Annotated in this window: 13 protein-coding genes; 10 read left to right on the top strand and 3 right to left on the bottom strand. The window is 65.7% G+C overall.

What is annotated here, in order from left to right:
• Positions 1 to 187: 187 nt before the first annotated feature.
• Positions 188 to 1,486, bottom strand: a complete 1,299-nt coding sequence (locus ACI2KG_RS20805) for a phospholipase effector Tle1 domain-containing protein (RefSeq protein WP_404663112.1) — start codon at positions 1,484 to 1,486, stop codon at positions 188 to 190.
• A gap of 231 nt (positions 1,487 to 1,717) precedes the next feature.
• On the opposite strand from ACI2KG_RS20805, the gene ACI2KG_RS20800 reads away from it, so the two are divergent.
• From ACI2KG_RS20800 to ACI2KG_RS20755, 10 genes are all read left to right on the top strand, one after another.
• The gene (locus ACI2KG_RS20800) at positions 1,718 to 2,677 is read left to right on the top strand and encodes a MoxR family ATPase (RefSeq protein WP_003247242.1); all 960 of its coding nucleotides are present in this window, start codon (positions 1,718 to 1,720) and stop codon (positions 2,675 to 2,677) included.
• 4 nt (positions 2,678 to 2,681) lie between these two features.
• Positions 2,682 to 3,626 carry a DUF58 domain-containing protein gene (locus ACI2KG_RS20795; protein ID WP_404663111.1) on the top strand — a complete coding sequence of 315 codons (945 nt, stop codon included), beginning with the start codon at positions 2,682 to 2,684 and terminating at the stop codon, positions 3,624 to 3,626.
• Positions 3,623 to 4,117: a DUF4381 domain-containing protein gene (locus ACI2KG_RS20790; protein ID WP_201207763.1), complete on the top strand. Its 495-nt coding sequence runs from the start codon at positions 3,623 to 3,625 to the stop codon at positions 4,115 to 4,117. The genes ACI2KG_RS20795 and ACI2KG_RS20790 overlap by 4 nt, the downstream gene beginning before the upstream one ends.
• On the top strand, positions 4,110 to 5,186 hold the full coding sequence (locus ACI2KG_RS20785; RefSeq protein WP_404663110.1) for a vWA domain-containing protein: 1,077 nt from the start codon (positions 4,110 to 4,112) through the stop codon (positions 5,184 to 5,186). Before ACI2KG_RS20790 ends, ACI2KG_RS20785 begins: the two co-directional genes overlap by 8 nt.
• On the top strand, positions 5,183 to 6,901 hold the full coding sequence (locus ACI2KG_RS20780; RefSeq protein ID WP_404663109.1) for a VWA domain-containing protein: 1,719 nt from the start codon (positions 5,183 to 5,185) through the stop codon (positions 6,899 to 6,901). Before ACI2KG_RS20785 ends, ACI2KG_RS20780 begins: the two co-directional genes overlap by 4 nt.
• Positions 6,898 to 8,529 (top strand): BatD family protein, encoded by a 1,632-nt coding sequence (locus ACI2KG_RS20775; RefSeq protein WP_404663108.1) that lies wholly within the window; start codon positions 6,898 to 6,900, stop codon positions 8,527 to 8,529. Before ACI2KG_RS20780 ends, ACI2KG_RS20775 begins: the two co-directional genes overlap by 4 nt.
• A gap of 881 nt (positions 8,530 to 9,410) precedes the next feature.
• Positions 9,411 to 9,677, top strand: coding sequence for a hypothetical protein (locus ACI2KG_RS20770; RefSeq protein ID WP_404663107.1), 267 nt, complete (start codon positions 9,411 to 9,413; stop codon positions 9,675 to 9,677).
• A 658-nt stretch (positions 9,678 to 10,335) separates the two neighbouring features.
• On the top strand, positions 10,336 to 11,574 hold the full coding sequence (locus ACI2KG_RS20765) for an exonuclease SbcCD subunit D C-terminal domain-containing protein (RefSeq protein WP_404663106.1): 1,239 nt from the start codon (positions 10,336 to 10,338) through the stop codon (positions 11,572 to 11,574).
• Positions 11,571 to 15,215 (top strand): AAA family ATPase, encoded by a 3,645-nt coding sequence (locus ACI2KG_RS20760; protein ID WP_404663105.1) that lies wholly within the window; start codon positions 11,571 to 11,573, stop codon positions 15,213 to 15,215. The genes ACI2KG_RS20765 and ACI2KG_RS20760 overlap by 4 nt, the downstream gene beginning before the upstream one ends.
• Positions 15,212 to 15,805, top strand: a complete 594-nt coding sequence (locus tag ACI2KG_RS20755) for a glutathione S-transferase (RefSeq protein ID WP_404663104.1) — start codon at positions 15,212 to 15,214, stop codon at positions 15,803 to 15,805. The genes ACI2KG_RS20760 and ACI2KG_RS20755 overlap by 4 nt, the downstream gene beginning before the upstream one ends.
• Positions 15,806 to 16,148: 343 nt before the next feature.
• Here the strand turns inward: ACI2KG_RS20755 and ACI2KG_RS20750 are convergent, their stop codons facing one another.
• Both ACI2KG_RS20750 and ACI2KG_RS20745 read right to left on the bottom strand, forming a co-directional pair.
• Entirely contained in the window at positions 16,149 to 17,279 is a 1,131-nt protein-coding gene (locus tag ACI2KG_RS20750) for a lactonase family protein (protein ID WP_404663103.1), read from the bottom strand.
• Complete coding sequence (locus ACI2KG_RS20745) at positions 17,245 to 17,535, bottom strand: DUF5629 family protein (RefSeq protein WP_404663102.1); 291 nt, start codon at positions 17,533 to 17,535, stop codon at positions 17,245 to 17,247. The genes ACI2KG_RS20750 and ACI2KG_RS20745 overlap by 35 nt, the downstream gene beginning before the upstream one ends.
• Positions 17,536 to 17,872: the final 337 nt, after the last annotated feature.

The following is a 17,872-nucleotide window of genomic DNA, read 5'->3' as shown; positions in this document are numbered from 1 at the left end:
AATTTTGGGCAGGTCACGCAAGGTTTTCTTTTTGGTTGGCATACATGCACCTCTTACTCATGTTATGCCCGAACACAAAATTTCTGACACCCTCCGGCGGTGCGGCGATCCGACTTGCCCCGCGAAGCGCCGCGCAGGCGGCGCTCGATCTCACAGGCGCCAAAACCCTATCGCCGAACACACGCAATCACCCCACCGGGTTCCCATGCACCACCCGCCCCCCCACCCCCGGCCGATTGACAAACAACACATCCAGCGCACTGTTACGCAACCCCTTCAGCGCATTCCAGTTCGCCGAAGCATGCACATACTTGTCGCGCAATAACCGCTGCTCTGCCTCAGTCAACCCCAGCTGCCCGGTCTCCCCCAAGGCAAACGCATGCAACTTGCGGCTGATCACTTCCAACTCATCCGGCACATGATGCTCAGCGTGCGCGCCCAAGGGCGCAAACGGCACGCCAGCCCGTACCGCCAGTTCGCGCATCACGCTCAAGTACACCCGCGAAAGCTGCCCGGCCACTTCCCGCTCGCGGTACAGCGCCGCATAAACCTGTTTTTGCGCCTCACTCGGCCGGCCGCCGGGAATCGGCTCTTCCCAGGTCATTACTTGCGGCCTGGGTTCGCCCATTTCGGCAAAATCCGTCGCCAACAAGGCACTCATCGACGCCTGCACGCGGCTCTGCCCGGCAGGCATCGCTGCCGACACGCGCTGGGACTGCGGCTTGCACAACAGCACCTGCTCCCGCAGGGTTTCCGGGTACCCGCCGCCAATGTTCGAGTGCACGCCCGGCAGTACAATGTCATGCCCACTGCTCACCAGCGGGAAGTTGTGCCGTTGCTCGTCCGCCGCCACCAGTTGCACTACCCGCCGGGCAATGCCTGCACCCAGGCCCAGGCGCAAACCGCCATGGCGGTCGTCCGCGGGGTCGAAGTCGCCCCGCAACGGGGCGATGATCGCCGCCACGGTGTCGAACAGCCCGATAAAGTTGATTGAAATGCCACAGGTCACCGGTAACAGCCCGCCCGCGCCTTCGTGCAACAGGTTGGCCAAGTGGCGCACCGCCGCCGCACCGCGGCTGAAACCGAACAGGTCGAACTCGAGCCGTTCCAGCAAAGCCTGCGGATGCGCCCGGCACCAACCCTGCAGTTGCCCGGCAATGCCCTGCAACGCCTCGGCAACCCGCGCTTCGGCCCCCGTGCGCCCGCGCCCGGTAGCCGAAGCATAGACATGGTCGGCTTCACCGGCCAAGGTGCCCACCCCCTCCACGTAGCGCTTCAAAAAGGCCAACTGCCCGTCAATACGGGTCGTATCCACCGGATACAGCGCATGCAACAGAGCCACATTGCTCAAGGCGTTGGCATAACTGCCGCCTTGCCCAGCCAACGCCGTGGCATTGTGCTGGTTGTTACCGGTACCATCGAAAAACACCCCGAAACGCAGGGTTATCCGCTCAGGGGTTGGCGTACCGCCGCTGCTCGATTTCATCTTCGTGCCTTGTGTTTGCCCAAAAAGCACAAGCAAGCGCCAGCAAGGCGTCACGCAACATCAGGCAATGGCCAGCCCTGCGTAGGACATTTCTGTACCCGCATGCCCCCATGCAACGATAAATTTACCCAGCGCCATTGGTCGCCGCCCCCCCGGATGGATTAAAGTATCAGCCCTTGCCAGGGCAGCTGCCTTCAGCCGCCTCAGGCCATCTACCAGGAACCGTCGCCGATGGAACACCGTGAAGCGCTGATCGCGCTGCGCACCTTTCTTTCTACCCAGATCCTAGGCCAGGAGAAACTGGTCGAGCGGCTGTTGATCGTGTTGCTGGCAGACGGCCACATGCTGGTCGAAGGTGCCCCGGGCCTGGCCAAGACCAAGGCCATCAAAGAGCTCGCCGAAGGCATCGAGGCGCAGTTCCATCGCATCCAGTTCACCCCCGACCTGCTCCCGGCCGACATCACCGGCACGGAAATCTATCGCCCGGAAACCGGCAGTTTCGTGTTCCAGCAAGGGCCGATCTTCCACAACCTGGTGCTGGCCGACGAAATCAACCGCGCCCCGGCCAAAGTGCAGTCGGCGCTGCTCGAAGCCATGGCCGAGCGCCAGGTCAGCGTGGGCCGCAGCACCTACGACCTGTCGCCGCTGTTTCTGGTCATGGCCACGCAGAACCCGATCGAGCAGGAAGGTACCTACCCGCTGCCCGAAGCCCAGCTCGACCGCTTCCTGATGCACGTAAAAATCGGCTTCCCCGACGCAGCGGTAGAGCGGCGTATCCTGGCTCAGGCGCGTGGTGAAGCACTGGGTGGCGAGACCAAGCCCGAGCGCCGGGTCAGCCAGCAGGCCATTTTCGCCGCGCGCAAGGAAATCCTTGGCCTGTACATGGCCGACGCGGTGGAGGAATACCTGGTGCAGCTGGTGATGGCCACCCGCACCCCGGCCAAGTTCGACACTGAACTGGCCGACTGGATCGCCTATGGCGCCAGCCCGCGCGGGTCCATTTCGCTGGACCGCTGCGCGCGCGCCCACGCCTGGCTGGCCGGGCGCGACTTCGTCAGCCCCGAAGACATCCAGGCGGTGCTGTTCGACGTGCTGCGCCACCGCATCATTCTCTCGTTCGAGGCCGAGGCCGCGGGGATCGACCAGGACCGCGTGGTCCAGCGCATCCTCGACGTCGTCGCCGTTGCCTGAGCCCATGCCCACTGCGCAGTTGGCCGAACCCGGCATCCGCATCGGCCTTGCCGAGCTGATCGACATGCGCCACCGCGTGCGCGAAATCCAGCTATTTTCCAAGCCTGGCCAGCGCAGCCCGCTGGTCGGCCTGCACCATTCCAAGTTGCGTGGGCGCGGCGTGGACTTCGACCAGGTGCGCGTGTACCAGGCCGGTGACGACGTCCGCAACATCGACTGGCGCGTCACCGCACGCACCCAGGAGCCGCACACCAAACTGTTCCACGAAGAACGCGAACGGCCGATCTTCATTCTTGTCGAGCAGAGCCAACGGCTGTTCTTCGGCTCGGGGTTGATGTTCAAGTCGGTGCTGGCGGCACAGGCCGCCGCGCTGTTCGGCTGGGCCGCGCTGGGCCACAACGACCGCATCGGCGGCCTGGTGTTTGGCGATAACGAACACCACGAAATCAAGCCCCGGCGCAGCAAACAGAGCCTGCTGCAACTGCTCAACCGCCTGGCCAAGGTCAACCAGTCGCTGCACACCGAGGCCACCCCCGGTACCGACAGCCTTGGCCTGGCCCTGCGCCGCGCCCGCGAAGTACTGCGCCCCGGTAGCCTGGCCATCGTCATCTGCGACGAGCGCTCGCTCAGCGCCCAGGTGGAACAGCACCTGGCCATGCTCTCGCGGCATTGCGACCTGCTGTTGCTGCCGGTGTCCGACCCCCTCGACCATGCCCTGCCTGCCGCCGGCCTGCTGCGTTTTGCCCAGCGCAGCGCCCAGCTGGAGCTCGACACCCTCGACGCCAACCTGCGCCAGGCCTATCGCCAGCAAGCCGAGGCACGTATCGAGCGCTGGGAACTGATGGCGCAGAAGCTGCGCGTGGCGCTGATGCCGCTGAGCACGCAAAGCGAAATGATCGAGCAACTGCGCGAATACCTGAACGCCCAGCGGCCACGGAGCGCGTCATGAACCCGCTCGATCAGTTGCAACCGCTGATCGAACCGGCACCGATCGGCCTGTGGCCGCCGGCACCCGGTTGGTGGGCCCTGTTGGCCATCCTGCCGCTGCTGGGCTGGGGCCTGTGGCGGCTGCGCCGCTGGCGCCCGGGCAAACGGCGCATCGTGCGCGCCGAGCAACCGTTGGACCCGGTACGCGTGGAGGCGCTGGCCGAGCTGGCCCGCCTGCCACGCCCGTACGACGGCGCCCCGGCCGGTGCCTGGCTGCAACAGATCAACGCCCTGCTCAAGCGCCTGTGCCGCAGCCACTACCCAGGTGCCAACAGCCATACCCTTAACGGCCGCCAGTGGCTGGCGTTTCTCGACAACCGCTGCCCGGCCGCCGGCCTGACCCGCTGGATGGTGCTGGTCGAAGGTGCCTACAAGCCCGAGTGCAAGCTCGACGACAAAGCCATCGTCGGCCTCAGCCAAGCCGTCGAAACCTGGATCCGCAAGCATGTTTGAACTGGCCTGGCCGTGGGTTTTCGCCCTGTTGCCGCTGCCGTGGCTGCTGCGCCTGGTGTTGCCCGCCGCCGACAGCGGCGAGCCCGTGCTCAAGGTCGGCTTCCTCGACGAGCTAGAAGGCCTGGCCGGGCGCCGCGCACGGCTGAACCTGCCGACCTGGCGCCAGCAGGCGCCGTTCGTGGTCATCTGGCTGTTGCTGCTGTGCGCTGCCGCCCGCCCGCAATGGTTGGGCGAGCCGGTGCCGGTGGCCGCCAGCGGTCGCGACCTGCTGGTGGCCGTGGACGTATCCGGGTCGATGGACTTCCCCGACATGCAGTGGAAGAACGAAGACATCAGCCGCCTCGACCTGGTCAAGGCGCTGCTTGGCGACTTCCTGCAGGACCGCGAGGGCGACCGCGTGGGCCTGATCCTGTTCGGCAGCCAGGCCTACCTGCAGGCGCCGCTCACCTTCGACCGACGCACCGTGCGCACCTTCCTCGACGAGGCGCACATCGGCATCGCCGGCAAAAACACCGCCATTGGCGACGCCATTGGCCTGGCAGTGAAACGCCTGCGCCAGCGCCCGTCGCAAAGCCGGGTACTGGTGCTGATCACCGACGGTGCCAACAACGGTGGGCAGATCCACCCGCTGACCGCCGCCCGCCTGGCGGCCCAGGAAGGCGTGCGCATCTACACCATCGGCATTGGCGCCAACCCCGAAGCCAGCGGCACCCCCGGCCTGCTCGGCCTCAACCCGAGCCTGGACCTGGACGAAGCCGCGCTCAAGGAAATCGCCGACATCAGCCACGGTGCCTACTTCCGCGCCCATGACGGCGCCGAACTGAACGCCATCGGCGACACCCTTGACCAGCTCGAACCGGTGGCCCAGCAACCGACCCAGGCGCGCACGGCCCAGGCCTTGTACGCCTGGCCATTGGCCCTGGCGCTGCTGCTCAGCGTGTTGCTGGTAGTGGCTGTGCAATGGCCCGACAACCTGTTGCAGCGCCTGTTGCGCAGGCCGCGCTTCCTGCAGCCACACCCGGAGTGGCGCCAACGCCTGAAGCGCTTGCGGTTAAGGAGGCGGCGATGATCGACCTGTGGCCGCAATGGTTGCGCCCGCTTTGGCTGCTGGCCGTGCCCCTGCTTGGTTGGCTGCTGTACAAACTGTGGCACCGGCGCAAGCGCGCGGGGCGCTGGCAGATGATTCTGCCACCGGCGTTCCACGGTGTACTGCTGGGCGGCGGTAATGGCAATGCCAGCAAACTGCCGTGGGTGGCGCTTGGCCTGGCCTGGCTACTGGTGATCCTGGCCCTGCTCGGGCCCAGCTGGCAGCGCGTGGAAGAAAACCGCCAGCGCCCGGCCGACCCGCTGGTGATTCTGCTCGAACTGACGCCACAGATGCTCGCCGAGGACAGCCCACCCAATCGCCTGGAACAGGCCCGGCGCAAAGTCCTCGACCTGCTCGAACACCGCCGTGACAGCCAGACCGCGCTGGTGGTGTATGCCGGGTCCGCGCACACTTTGGTGCCGCTGTCCGACGACCTGGCCACCACCCGCAACCTGCTTGAGGCCATCGACCCGTCGATCATGCCCAAACCGGGCCAACGCGCAGACCTGGCGGTGCAAAAAGGCCTGGCGCTGCTGGCCCAGAGCGGTCTGGGCCAGGGCCGCCTGCTGCTGATCGCTTCATCCCTGAGTGCGCCGGAGCGCCAGGGCATCGCCCAGGCCCTCGGCCGCCAAGGCCCGAGCCTGCTGATGCTGGGTATCGGCAGCCGTGAAGGCGCCCCGGTACGCCAGGCCAACGGCGAGTACCTTAAAGATGACCAGGGCGGCATTCTCCTGCCCCGCCTGGACAGCGCCAGCCTCAAGGGCTTTATCAGCAGCACCGGCGGGCGCTACCGGCATGCCCGTGTCGATGACCTCGACCTGCGTGGCCTGGGCCTGTTCGACAACCCGCGGACCGGGCGCAACGACGGCCAGACCCTGCAACTGGACAGCTGGGCCGACCAGGGCTACTGGTTGCTGCTACCGCTGTTGCTGCTGGCCGCCTGCGCCGGCCGGCGCGGCTGGCTGTTCTGCCTGCCGCTGCTGCTGGCGTTGCCACAGCCCAGCCAGGCCTTTGAGTTCAGCGACCTGTGGCTGCGCCCCGACCAGCAAGGCCAGCGCCTGCTTGAGCAAAACCGCCCGGCCAGCGCAGCGCGCCACTTCCAGGACCCGCAATGGCGGGGCATGGCGCTGTACCAGTCCGGCGACTATGCCGGTGCCGCCGAGGCATTTTCCCAGGGCGACAGCGCCGCAGCCCACTACAATCGAGGCAATGCCCTGGCCCACAGCGGCGAGCTGGAGGCCGCCCTGGACGCCTACGAGCAAGCCCTGGAACGCCAGGCCGACCTGCAAGCGGCACTCGACAACCAGGCGTTGGTGCAACAAATGCTGCAACAGCGTGAGGCCAAGGCTGAGCAACAACCGCCCGGCAACGAGGCCCAAGGCACGCCCGGCAGCGAAACCGAAGGCAACAGCAGCTCAGCCAGCAGCCCGGTCCAAGGCCCCCCTGGTAACGACGAGCAAGCCAGCGCCGAACAGCCTGGCGAAAGCAACAGCAACAGCCAGGCCACCCCTGGCAATCAGGCGGGGGCCGATGACGGCGTCATTCAGCCGCCGCAGCGCCCGGTATCGACCAACCTCGACGCCGAACAGCGCCAGGCCCTGGAACAATGGCTGCGGGAGATCCCCGACAACCCGGCGGAGCTGCTGCGGCGCAAATTCTGGTATGAACAGCAATTGCATCAGGAAACCCCACGATGAGTCGCTTCGGCGTCTTTCTCCTTACCCTGCTGTGGGCCGTGCTGGCCCAGGCCGAACCCCTGCTGCAGGCCAGCGTCGACCGCACCCGCCTGGAAGCCGGCGAAAGCCTGGAGCTGACCCTGGAAAGCCAGGACGTCACCCAGTTTGGCAAGCCCGACCTGCGCGCCCTGGAAGGCGACTTCGAAGTGCGTGGCACGCGCCAGCTGAACAGCCTGCACACCCTCGACGGCGAAACCCGCGCCAGCACGCGCTGGATCATCACCCTGCTACCGCGGCGCAGCGGCAGCCTGCGCATTCCCGAGCTGCAACTGGGCCAGTCACGCAGCCAGGCCATTGAGCTGCAAGTGTTGCAGGCCGACGCCAGCCGCCAGGACACCTCGCAGGTGTTCATCGAGGCAACCCTCGACAGCCCCGACGTCTACGTGCAGGCCCAGGCCGTGCTCACCTTGCGCATCTACCACTCGGTAGCGCTGTACGACGACAGCAGCCTGAGCCCGCTGCAGCTGGAGAACGCCAAGGTCGAACCGCTGGGCGAATCGCGCACCTATGAAAAGGAAATCAACGGCGTACGCCATGGCGTGATCGAGACCCGTTATGCCGTGTATGCCCAGCAAAGCGGCACGCTCGAAATCCCGCCGCTGACCTTCACCGCCACCGCCGCTGCCAGCAGCGATGAAGCCCCGCAGGCCAACGGCACGGCACGCGCCGGCCACCAGGTACAAGTCAGCTCGTTGCCGCTGCGCCTGACCGTGCGCCCGATTCCGGCCGCCTGGCCGGCTGGCTTGCCGTGGTTACCGGCCCGCAGCCTGACCCTGGAAGAGCGCTGGAACCCCGACCCCGGCAACCAGCAGGTGCAGATCGGCGACTCGCTGACGCGCAACATCACCTTGCGCGCCGATGGTTTGTCCGCCACCCAGTTGCCGCCACTGCCGGCCACCGAAATCATCGGCCTGCGCCGCTACCCCGACCAGCCGTTGCTGCGCAATGAAATCAACGAACGGGGCATGACCGCCAACCGCGAAGAGCGCGAAGCCCTGGTGCCCACCCATGCCGGCACGCTGGCGCTGCCGGCGCTGGAAGTGGCCTGGTGGAACACCCGCGAAGACCACCTGGAGCACAGCAGCCTGCCAGCGCGCACGCTGAATGTGCAGGACAACCCGGCGCTGAGCGCCGACACCCCGGTGGGCGACAACAGCAGTGCCAGCAGCCTGCTGTGGCCGTGGCAGCTGGCTACCTTGTTATTTGCCTTGACCACCGTGCTGGGCTTTGCCCTGTGGTGGCGTGCGCGCTCGCAACCGGCGGTGCTGCGTGCGGCGCAGAACGGGCCAAGCCCGCGAACCTTGCTGGATGACCTCAAGCGCGCCTGCCAGGCCAACGACCCCCAGGCCACCCGCCAGGCGCTGGATGCCTGGGCCCGGCAACAGCCGGAGACCCTGGCCGAGATGGCGGCGCGCTTTGTGCCGTTGTCGGATGCGCTGGACGGGTTGAACGGCGCGTTGTACAGCGAGACTGGCCAGTATTGGCAGGGTGAGGATTTGTGGCGGGCGATCGGCACGATACCGCCGGCTGAGCAGGTGTTGTTGCCGGCTGGGGAGACTGGCAGCTTGCCGCCGCTTTATCCTAAGTGATGGGGTGGGTGTTCGGGCCTCTTCGCGGCGGTTCGACGCCTCGATGAACCCGCTCCCACAGGGATATCACTGCTTTCAAGGGCTGTGAAATACCTGTGGGAGCGGGTTCACCCGCGAACACCGGCGCAGCCGGTGCCAGCCACGAGATTGGGTCAGGGCTGACAGGGGTTCGGCGGCACATTTGCAGCGCCTGCAGGTGTTCGTCGATGTATTTTCAGCGCCTGTGAGATCGAGCGCCGCCCGCGCGGCGCTTCGCGGGGCAAGCCCGCTCCCACATCTGTTTCGGGCCAATTATTCCTGTGCCTTTGCCGCGCGCACCCGGGTGCATGGCTGGAGATTGATAAGCAGCAGCGGCGCAGCCGATATCGAGGCAGACAAACAAGGCGGCCAGCGGTGCCCTCACAGGAGTGACTGGCCCGAAACAGATGTGGGAGCGGGCTTGCCCCGCGAAGCGCCGCGCGGGCGGCGCTCGATCTCACCGGCGCTACAAATGTGATGGCGGACACCTGTCAGCCTCCAGCCAATCCCCCGCCCTGCCCCTCAGCAACCACCCCCTCCACCTGTAAGACATTTCTGAACCTGCAACCGAATGCTTCAGAATCAACCCGCTTAGGAATTATCCTGCGCCCGCTGCTGAACTATCGCTGTTGTCGGGAAAACACCTCACGGATAACGTTTCCGGGTCGCTTCGGTGACCGGGTGTGAGAACCCGACGATAAGCAAATTTCGGTCAGCTTTCATGGCGGCCGTGCGCGGGCAGACTTCGGTCTGGCCGAGTTTTCCTTTGCTTCCTCGGTTTCTCACCCCGCGTACGGCTGCCACCTAAACCCGTGAGAAGGTTGTGGTGGTGGCATTCTCTGATTAAGCAAAGGGTTTGAATCATGAAGAAGATCGTCCCCAATCCCCCCGCAATCCTGACAGCCCGCCCCTTCTACACCATCAACCCGGACACCCCCTCGGTTGACGCCCTGACCCATACCCTCCAGCTGATGGCCGGCATTGAAGACTCGCTGGATGAATACATCTGTGCCAACGCCGGCGAGCCTGGCATCAACATGCTGGTCAATGCGGTGCATCACGTGCAGATGACCAGAGCGCTGACCGAGTTGCTGCTGCACCGTCAGGCTGGGGATTTCACTCGCGGTTGACTACAGCCTATGTAGGAGCGGCCTTGCGTCGCGATAGGGCCGCAAAGCGGCCCCGGCTATCTTGCGGTGATGCGAAGATCTCGGGGGCGCTTCGCACCCCTTTCGCGACACAAGGCCGCTCCTACAAAAAGCGTGATCGGGTCATGGCTGGCGGTGTTCGGCAGCACATTTTTAGCGCCTGCGGGTGTTCGTCGATGTATTTCAGCGCCTGTGAGATCGAGCGCCGCCCGCGCGGCGCTTCGCGGGGCAAGTCGGATCGCCGCACCGCCGCTCCCACAGTTTGTTTCGGGCCAATCAGTCCTGTGAGGTCACCTCTGCCCGCCTTGTTTGTTCCCTTCGATATTGAAGGGGGCGCCGTTGCTCTTCATCAATCTCCCGCCATGCACCAAGGCGGGCACCGGTAATAGCACAGGAGAGATTGGCCCGAAACAAACTGTGGGAGCGGCGGTGCGGCGATCCGACTTGCCCCGCGAAGCGCCGCGCGGGCGGCGCTCGGTCTCACAGGCCATGCAAATGTGATGGCGGACGCCTGGCAGCCCCCACCCACTCCCCGCCCTGCCCCCCAACCCCATGCTTGAGTTACCATACCGCCCTCGCGCAACGCCCATCCCCCAAAGCCAAGCCCTCGCTTGCTCGACTCGACACCAACAGGTCATCCATGCGTCTGTTTCATACCTCCGACTGGCACCTGGGCCAAAGCCTGCACGGCCAGGAACGCGACTTCGAACACGCCTGCTTCCTCGACTGGTTGCTCGGCCAACTGCGCCTGCGCCAGCCGGATGCGCTGCTGATCGCTGGCGATATCTTCGACACGGTCAACCCGCCGGTCAAAGCCCAGGAACGGCTCTACGACTTCATCGTCCGGGCCCACGAGCAACAGCCCAAGCTGGACATCGTGATGATCGCCGGCAACCACGACTCCGGCTCGCGCATCGAGTTGCCCGCCGCGCTGATGCGCCGCCTGCGCACCCATGCCCTGGGCCGGGTGCACTGGCTGGACGAGGGCCAGCTGGATGCCGAGCGCCTGCTGATTCCGCTCACCAACGGCCGTGGCAAGGTCGCTGCCTGGTGCCTGGCCCTGCCGTTCCTGCGCCCGGCCGAGGTGACCGGCCCGCAACTGGGCGACGACTACCTGCAAGGCATCACCCAGGTGCACCAGCAACTGATCGCCGCGGCATTGAAAAAGCGCAAGAAAGACCAGGCGCTGATCGCCATCAGCCACGCGCACATGGCCGGTGGCGCAGTGTCGGAAGACTCCGAGCGCAGCCTGATCATCGGCAACGCCGAGGCGCTGCCGGCCAAGCTGTTCGACAAAGCCATCAGCTATGTCGCCCTGGGCCACTTGCACAAGCCGCAAAAGGTCAACCGCGAAGAACGCATCCGCTACAGTGGCTCGCCGATCCCGCTGTCGTTCGCCGAAATCAACTACCCGCACCAGGTGCTGGAAGTGGAGCTGGACGGCAACGGTTTGGTCAGTGTCGAACCGCGCCCGGTACCGCGCGCCGTAGCCCTGCAACGGGTCGGCCCGGCCCCCTTGGGCGAATTGCTGCAGCAACTGGCCGACCTGCCGGTGATCGACCTGCTCGAAGACCCCAACCGCCAGCCCTGGCTCGAAGTGCGGGTGATTCTCGACGAGCCGCAACCCGACCTGCGCCAGCAGATCGAAAGCGCAATCGAGGGCAAGGCCGTGCGGTTGATCCGCATCAGCGCCGAGTATGCCGGCCGCAACAACGCCGAAGACGATGACCTGGCCTTTGTCGAACTGGCCCAGATGACCCCGCAAGACCTGTTCAGCCGTGCCTGGGAGCAGGCCTACGGCAGCGCTGTCGACGAGCAGGCGCTGGCCGACTTTGCCCTGCTGTTGCAGGACGTGCAGCAGGAAGAGGAACAGCCATGAAGATTCTCGCGATCCGCCTGAAGAACCTGGCATCGCTGGCCGGCCCGGTCGACATCGACTTCACCGCCGAACCGCTGGCCAGCGCCGGCCTGTTCGCCATCACCGGGCCTACCGGTGCCGGCAAGAGTACCCTGCTCGACGCCTTGTGCCTGGCGCTGTTCGGCACCGTGCCGCGGCTCAATGACATCGGCCGCGAGGCCAAGGTGCCGGATGCCGACGGCGACATCCCCACCTATGACCCACGCAACCTGCTGCGCCGGGGCACTGGCAGCGGCTTTGCCGAGGTCGATTTCGTCGGAATAGATGGCCGTCGCTACCGTGCCCGCTGGGAAGCCAACCGCGCCCGCGACAAGGCCAACGGCAAACTGCAACTTAGCCGCCAGAGTTTCTACGACCTCGACAGCGAACAGGTACTGGCCAGCGCCAAGAACGAATTCAAGACACTGGTCGAAAGCCGCCTGGGCCTGAACTTCGAGCAGTTCACCCGTGCCGTGATGCTGGCCCAGAGCGAGTTCGGCGCATTCCTCAAGGCCGACGACAAAGAGCGCAGCGAGCTACTGGAAAAGCTCACCAACACTGCCATCTACACCCGCCTGGGCCAGCGCGCCTTCAGCAAGGCGCGCGAGGCTGGCGAAGCGCACAACACCCTGAAAGACCGCGCCAGCCACCTGCTGCCAATGGCCGCCGAAGCCCGTGCCGAGCTTGACCAGCAGCTGGAACAAGCGCAGCAGCAGTTCAAGGCCGACCAGGCCGGCGAACGCCAACTGGAACTGCAACGCAACTGGCTGAACGAACAACGCCAGCTGCAAGCCCAGCACACCGAAGCCGGCAGCGCGTTGCAGGCCGCCGAGCAGGATTGGCAACAGCTGGCCGAGCCGCGCCTGGACCTGGTCCGCCTGGAGCGCCTGGCCCCGCAGCGTCACCAGTTCCACCGCCAACAGGCGCTGCGCGCACAGCTGGCACCCGTGGCGGCGAGAATTGCCGAACAGCAACAGCAGCAGGCCGACCTGCAGGCACGCACCGGCGAGCTGGAACAGGCGCTGACAGTTGCCCGCCAGGCACTGGCGGACAGCCAGGCCCAGCACGGCGAAAATGCCCCGCGCCTGCGCCAGGCTTTTGCCGCCCAGGACAACCTGGCCCGTCTCGATCAGGAGCTGGCCGCCCAGCGCGACAGCAGCCAACAGGCGCAGCAGCAAGTCACCGATGGCCAGCAGCAACTGCAGCAACTGGAAGACCATCAGCAGCGCAGCGTGCAGCAACTGGCACAGATCGACACCGCACTCGCCGACAGCCAGCACCTGGCCGGCCTGGCCAATGCCTGGCACGCCTACCTGCCGCAACTGAAACAGGTGATGCTGATTGGCGGCCGCCTGGCCAAGGGCCGTGAAGAACTGCCCGGCCTGCAGGCCCAGGCCAGCCAGGCCAATGCCCACTTGCAGGCCGAACGCGACGCCTTTGATGTGCTGTTCCGCGAAGCCAAGGCCGAGCCCCAGGCCCTGGCCGAGCAGATCGACCTGCTCGGCGGCATGCTGCAGGACAACCGCAAGCAACAGCGCGCCGTCGAAGAGCTGTCGCGCCTGCATGGCCGCGAGCGGGAGCTGCGCCAGCAACTGGATGCCGTGCGCGAGCGGCAGCAGCAGGCCATGCAGCAACGCCAGCAACTGATCGGCGAAGGCACCGCTGCCAAGGCCGAGCTGGAAGCCGCCGAGCAAGCGCTCAACCTTACCCGCCAGTTGCTGGAACGCCAGCGCCTGGCGCGCAACACCAGCGTCGAAGAGCTGCGCGGCCAGCTGCGCGACGGTGAGCCCTGCCCGGTATGCGGCAGCACCGAGCACCCGTTCCACCAGCCCGAAGCGCTGCTGCAAAGCCTGGGTCGTCATGACCAGGCTGAAGAAGACGCCGCGCAAAAGCAGGTCGAAACCCTCAACAGCAAGCTGGTAGAGCTGCGCACCCAGCTGGGTGTGGTCAACGCCCAGCTCAAGGACTACCAGCAGCAACAACAGCAACTGGGCGACCAACTGCAACCGCTGGTGGCCCAGGTGCAGGCGCACAGCCTGTGGCCGGCCCTGGCCCCACAGGACGACCAGGCCCGCAGCGCCTGGCTCGACAGCCAGCTGCGCCGCCTGGACGAAGAAATCGGCCAGGACGAGAAACGCCAGAGCGCGCTGCTCACCTTGCAACGCGACGCGGCCCGCCTCAACCAGCAACTGCAGGCTGCCCACGAGGCCCAGCAACAGGCGCAGCGCCACCTGGAGCAACAGCACCAGGCCCTGGCCAATGACGAGCAACAGTTGCAGCAAGGCCTGAACGACCTGGCCGGCGTATTGCCCGAGGGCGCCCTCAAGGCCCTCAATGACGACCCGGCCAATGCCTTCCTTGCCCTCGACCAGCAAATTGCCCAGCGCCTGCAACAACTGGAACAACGCAAGGACGAACTGGAAGAACAGCAAGCCCGGCAAACCCAGCTGGACAAGCTGCGCGACCAGCAACAGGCACGGGTGCAGGGCCTGCAGCAGTTGCAGCAGAAGCTCGCCGCCCTCGACGAGCAGCGCCAGCAGGCCTCGGCTTCGCTCGGCGAGCTACTCGGCGAACATGCCAGTGCCGAAGCCTGGCAACAATACATGGACGCCGCACTGGAACACGCCCGTGCCCTCGACGCCGACACCGCCCAGCGCCTGCAACAGCTGCTTACCCAGGGCGTGCAACTGGCCAGTGAACTCAAGGCCAACGCCCAGCAGCAACAGGCGCTGGACACCGAGTGCCAGCAGTTGCAGGGCCAGATCGCCCAGTGGCGCGGCGAACATCCGGAGCTGGACGATGCCGGCCTGGATCGCCTGTTGGCCATGGACGACACACAGGTCAATGAACTGCGCCAGCGCCTGCAAGGTGCCGAAAAAGCCATCGAGCAAGGCCGTGTGTTGCTGCAGGAACGTGAACAGCGCCTGCAACAACACGCCGCACAAATGACCGTGGAAGCCTCGGCCGAAGCACTGGAGCAAGCCCTGACCGAGCTGCGCGAGCGCCTGGCCAGCCACGAGCAACAATGCGCCGAACTGCGTGCGCAGCAGGCCGACGACCAGCGCCGCCAGCAGGCCCACCAGGCGCTGGCGGCAGAAATCGAACAGGCTCACCAGCAGTGGCAACGCTGGGCCCGCCTGAATGCCCTGATCGGCTCGGCTTCGGGCGATGTGTTCCGCAAGATCGCCCAGGGCTACAACCTCGACCTGCTGCTGCACCACGCCAATAGCCAGTTGCGCCAACTGGCCCGCCGCTACCGCCTCAAACGCGGCGGCAGCGCCTTGGGCCTGCTGGTGCTGGACACCGAGATGGGTGACGAATTGCGCTCGGTGCATTCGCTGTCGGGCGGCGAAACCTTCCTGGTGTCGTTGGCGTTGGCACTGGGCCTGGCCTCGATGGCCTCCAGCACCCTGCGCATCGAATCGCTGTTCATCGATGAAGGCTTCGGCAGCCTCGACCCCGAATCGCTGCAACTGGCGATGGATGCCCTCGACGGCTTGCAGGCCCAGGGCCGCAAGGTGGCGGTGATTTCCCACGTGCAGGAAATGCACGAGCGCATTCCGGTGCAGATCCAGGTGCGCCGCCAGGGCAATGGCCTGAGTGACGTGGAGGTGTGCGGGTGATCCTTTACTCGTTCCGCCGCTGCCCATGGGCCATGCGCGCGCGCCTGGCCCTGCGCTATGCCGGCTGCGAGGTGGAGATTCGCGAGGTGGCGATGAAAAACAAGCCGGCAGCACTGCTGGCCTTGTCACCCAAGGGCACGGTGCCGGTACTGGATACCGGTGCCGGGGTCCTGGAAGAAAGCCTGGACATCATGCGCTGGGCGCTGGCGCAAAACGACCCGCAGGACTGGCAGCTACAGGCCGACCTTGCGGCGGCGCAACAGGCTGATGCCCTGATTGCGCGCAACGACAGCACGTTCAAGGCACAGGTGAACCTGTACAAGTATGCCGAACGCTACCCCGAGCATACCCGCGAACATTACCGCCAGCAGGCCGAAGCCTGGCTGGCGGAGCTCGAAGGCCTGCTGGCGGGCCGGCGCTACTTGCTGGCTGACCACCCGAGCATTGCCGATGCCGCGTTGCTGCCCCTGATGCGCCAGTTTGCCGGGGTCGAACCGCAGTGGTTCGCCGAGGCGGCTTATCCGCAGGTGCGGAGCTGGCTGGAGGGGTGGCTGGCTTCGGAGCTGTTCAAGGCAGTCATGGCCAAGTGAACAAATGTCAGTATCAAGCGCCCGCTCCCATAGGAATTTAGCGCCTGTGAGATCGAGCGCCGCCCGCGCGGCGCTTCGCGGCGCAAGGCCGCTCCCACATTTGTTTCGGGCCAGCCCCGCCTGTGCCATTGGCGCGCGCCCCCTTGTCTGTCCCATTCGATAATGAAGGTGTCGCCACTGCTTTTCTGCAATCCCCAGACATGCCCCCAGGGAGCGAGTGCGGAGGAAGCAGGAGTAACTGGCCCGAAACAAATGTGGGAGCGGCCTTGCGCCGCGAAGCGCCGCGCGGGCGGCGCTCGATCTCACAGGCGGCAAAAATCCAACGCCGAACCCTTCCAATCCATCACTCAATGAACTTCAGGTCCGAAGGTGCCTCCTGCTTCAGCGTCTGCACCGTCTCCAGCAGCTTGCCGCTGCGCGGGTCGCGGCGCATGACCACGATCTGGTTGCTCTTCTGGTTGGCCACCAGCAGGAAGTTGTCGCTTGGGTCGATGGCGAATTCGCGCGGGTGATCGCCCTCCACCGAACGGCGCTGCAGGAACGCCAGCTGGCCGTCCTGCTTGCCCACGCTGAACACCACGATTTCGTTGGCCGTGCCGCGGTTGCTGACGTACAGGAAACGCCCGTCCGCCGACAGGTGCAGGCCGCCCGCCGCCTTGGCCGCGGCATCCTGCTGTTCGGTCAGCGGCAGGCGCTGGCGCTCGAGCAGGGCATCGTCCTTGACGTCGAACATCACCACTTCACCGCTCATTTCCAGTGTCAGGTAGGCATGCCGGCCCTTGGCGTCGAACAGCAGGTGGCGTGGCCCGCTGCCAGGTGGCAGGTCTACCGAGGCCGGAATGGCCGGGCTCAACGGCTGGTCCGGGCTGGCCCCGTCGTAGCGGTAGATGAACACCTTGTCAGCGCCCAGGTCGCTGGCATACAGATGCTGGCCGTTGGGCGACAACACCAGCGAATGCACATGGGCCCCGGCCTGGCGCTCAAGGTTGACGCCACTTGGCGTGTGCCGTAGTTGCTGCACGACCTGCTTGAGCTTGCCGTCCTTGGTCACCGGGATAACCACCAGGCTGCCACCCGGGTCGGGGTTGACCGCATAGTTGGCCACAAACAGGAAACGCTGGTCACGGCTGATACTGGCGTGGGTCGGCTCGTCGCCTTTGCTGGCCACCTGATTGAGCGGTTTGAGCTCGCCCTTGGCGCTGATGGCGAAACTGCTGGCGTGGCCACCCGGGGTTTCGTTGACCGTGAACAGCAGGCGCTGATCGGCCGACAGTACCAGCCATGAGGGGCTGACGCTTTTCACAACTTGCAGTGGCGTGGGGTCGATGTGGCCGCGCTTGTCATCGAACTGATAGCGGTAGATACCCTGGCTGGCGCCATCGGTGTAACTGCCCACCAGCAAGGTAGCGGCGTGTGCGTGGATTGTCAGGCTCATCAGGCTAGCGGTCAGCAGGCTCGTCCAGGTCCGGTTCATCGTGGTCTTCATCCGGGGCGCGAAAGGCACTCATACAGACTAGCCGATGCTCGCCCTGGGCATCGTTCAGTTGCCATTCATCAGCGCTGGCGATGGCGGCGGCGACCTGCTCGGGGGTGAACGACCAGCGGCGCAGCTGACGGCCGTCCATGCATTCGACGGTGAGGCCGGTTTCGTCGGCGGTGAAGTCGAAGGCGTGCAGGCCGTCGATCAGGAGCATGTCGCAGGACTGCAGGGCGGTGGCGAGGGGGGACATGGGGGTACCAATCAGAAATGAGTTGGCATTATAGCCCTGGGGCTGCTTTGCAGCCCATCGCCGGCAAGCCAGCTCCCACAGGGACCGCACAAATCAAGGCTTGCACTGTACCTGTGAGAGCCCTGGGGCTGCTGTGCAGCCCATCGCCGGCAAGCCAGCTCCCACAGGGACCGCACAAATCAATAGGCTTGCACTGTACCTGTGAGAGCCCTGGGGCTGCTTTGCAGCCCATCGCCGGCAAGCCAGCTCCCACAGGGACCGCACAAATCAGTAGGCTTGCACTGTACCTGTGAGAGCCCTGGGGCTGCTGTGCAGCCCATCGCAGGCCAGCTCCCAC

It is taken from the genome of Pseudomonas sp. NPDC089407 (assembly GCF_044900445.1).
Lineage (GTDB): Bacteria > Pseudomonadota > Gammaproteobacteria > Pseudomonadales > Pseudomonadaceae > Aquipseudomonas.
This window is presented reverse-complemented; position numbering and strand designations above follow the sequence as displayed.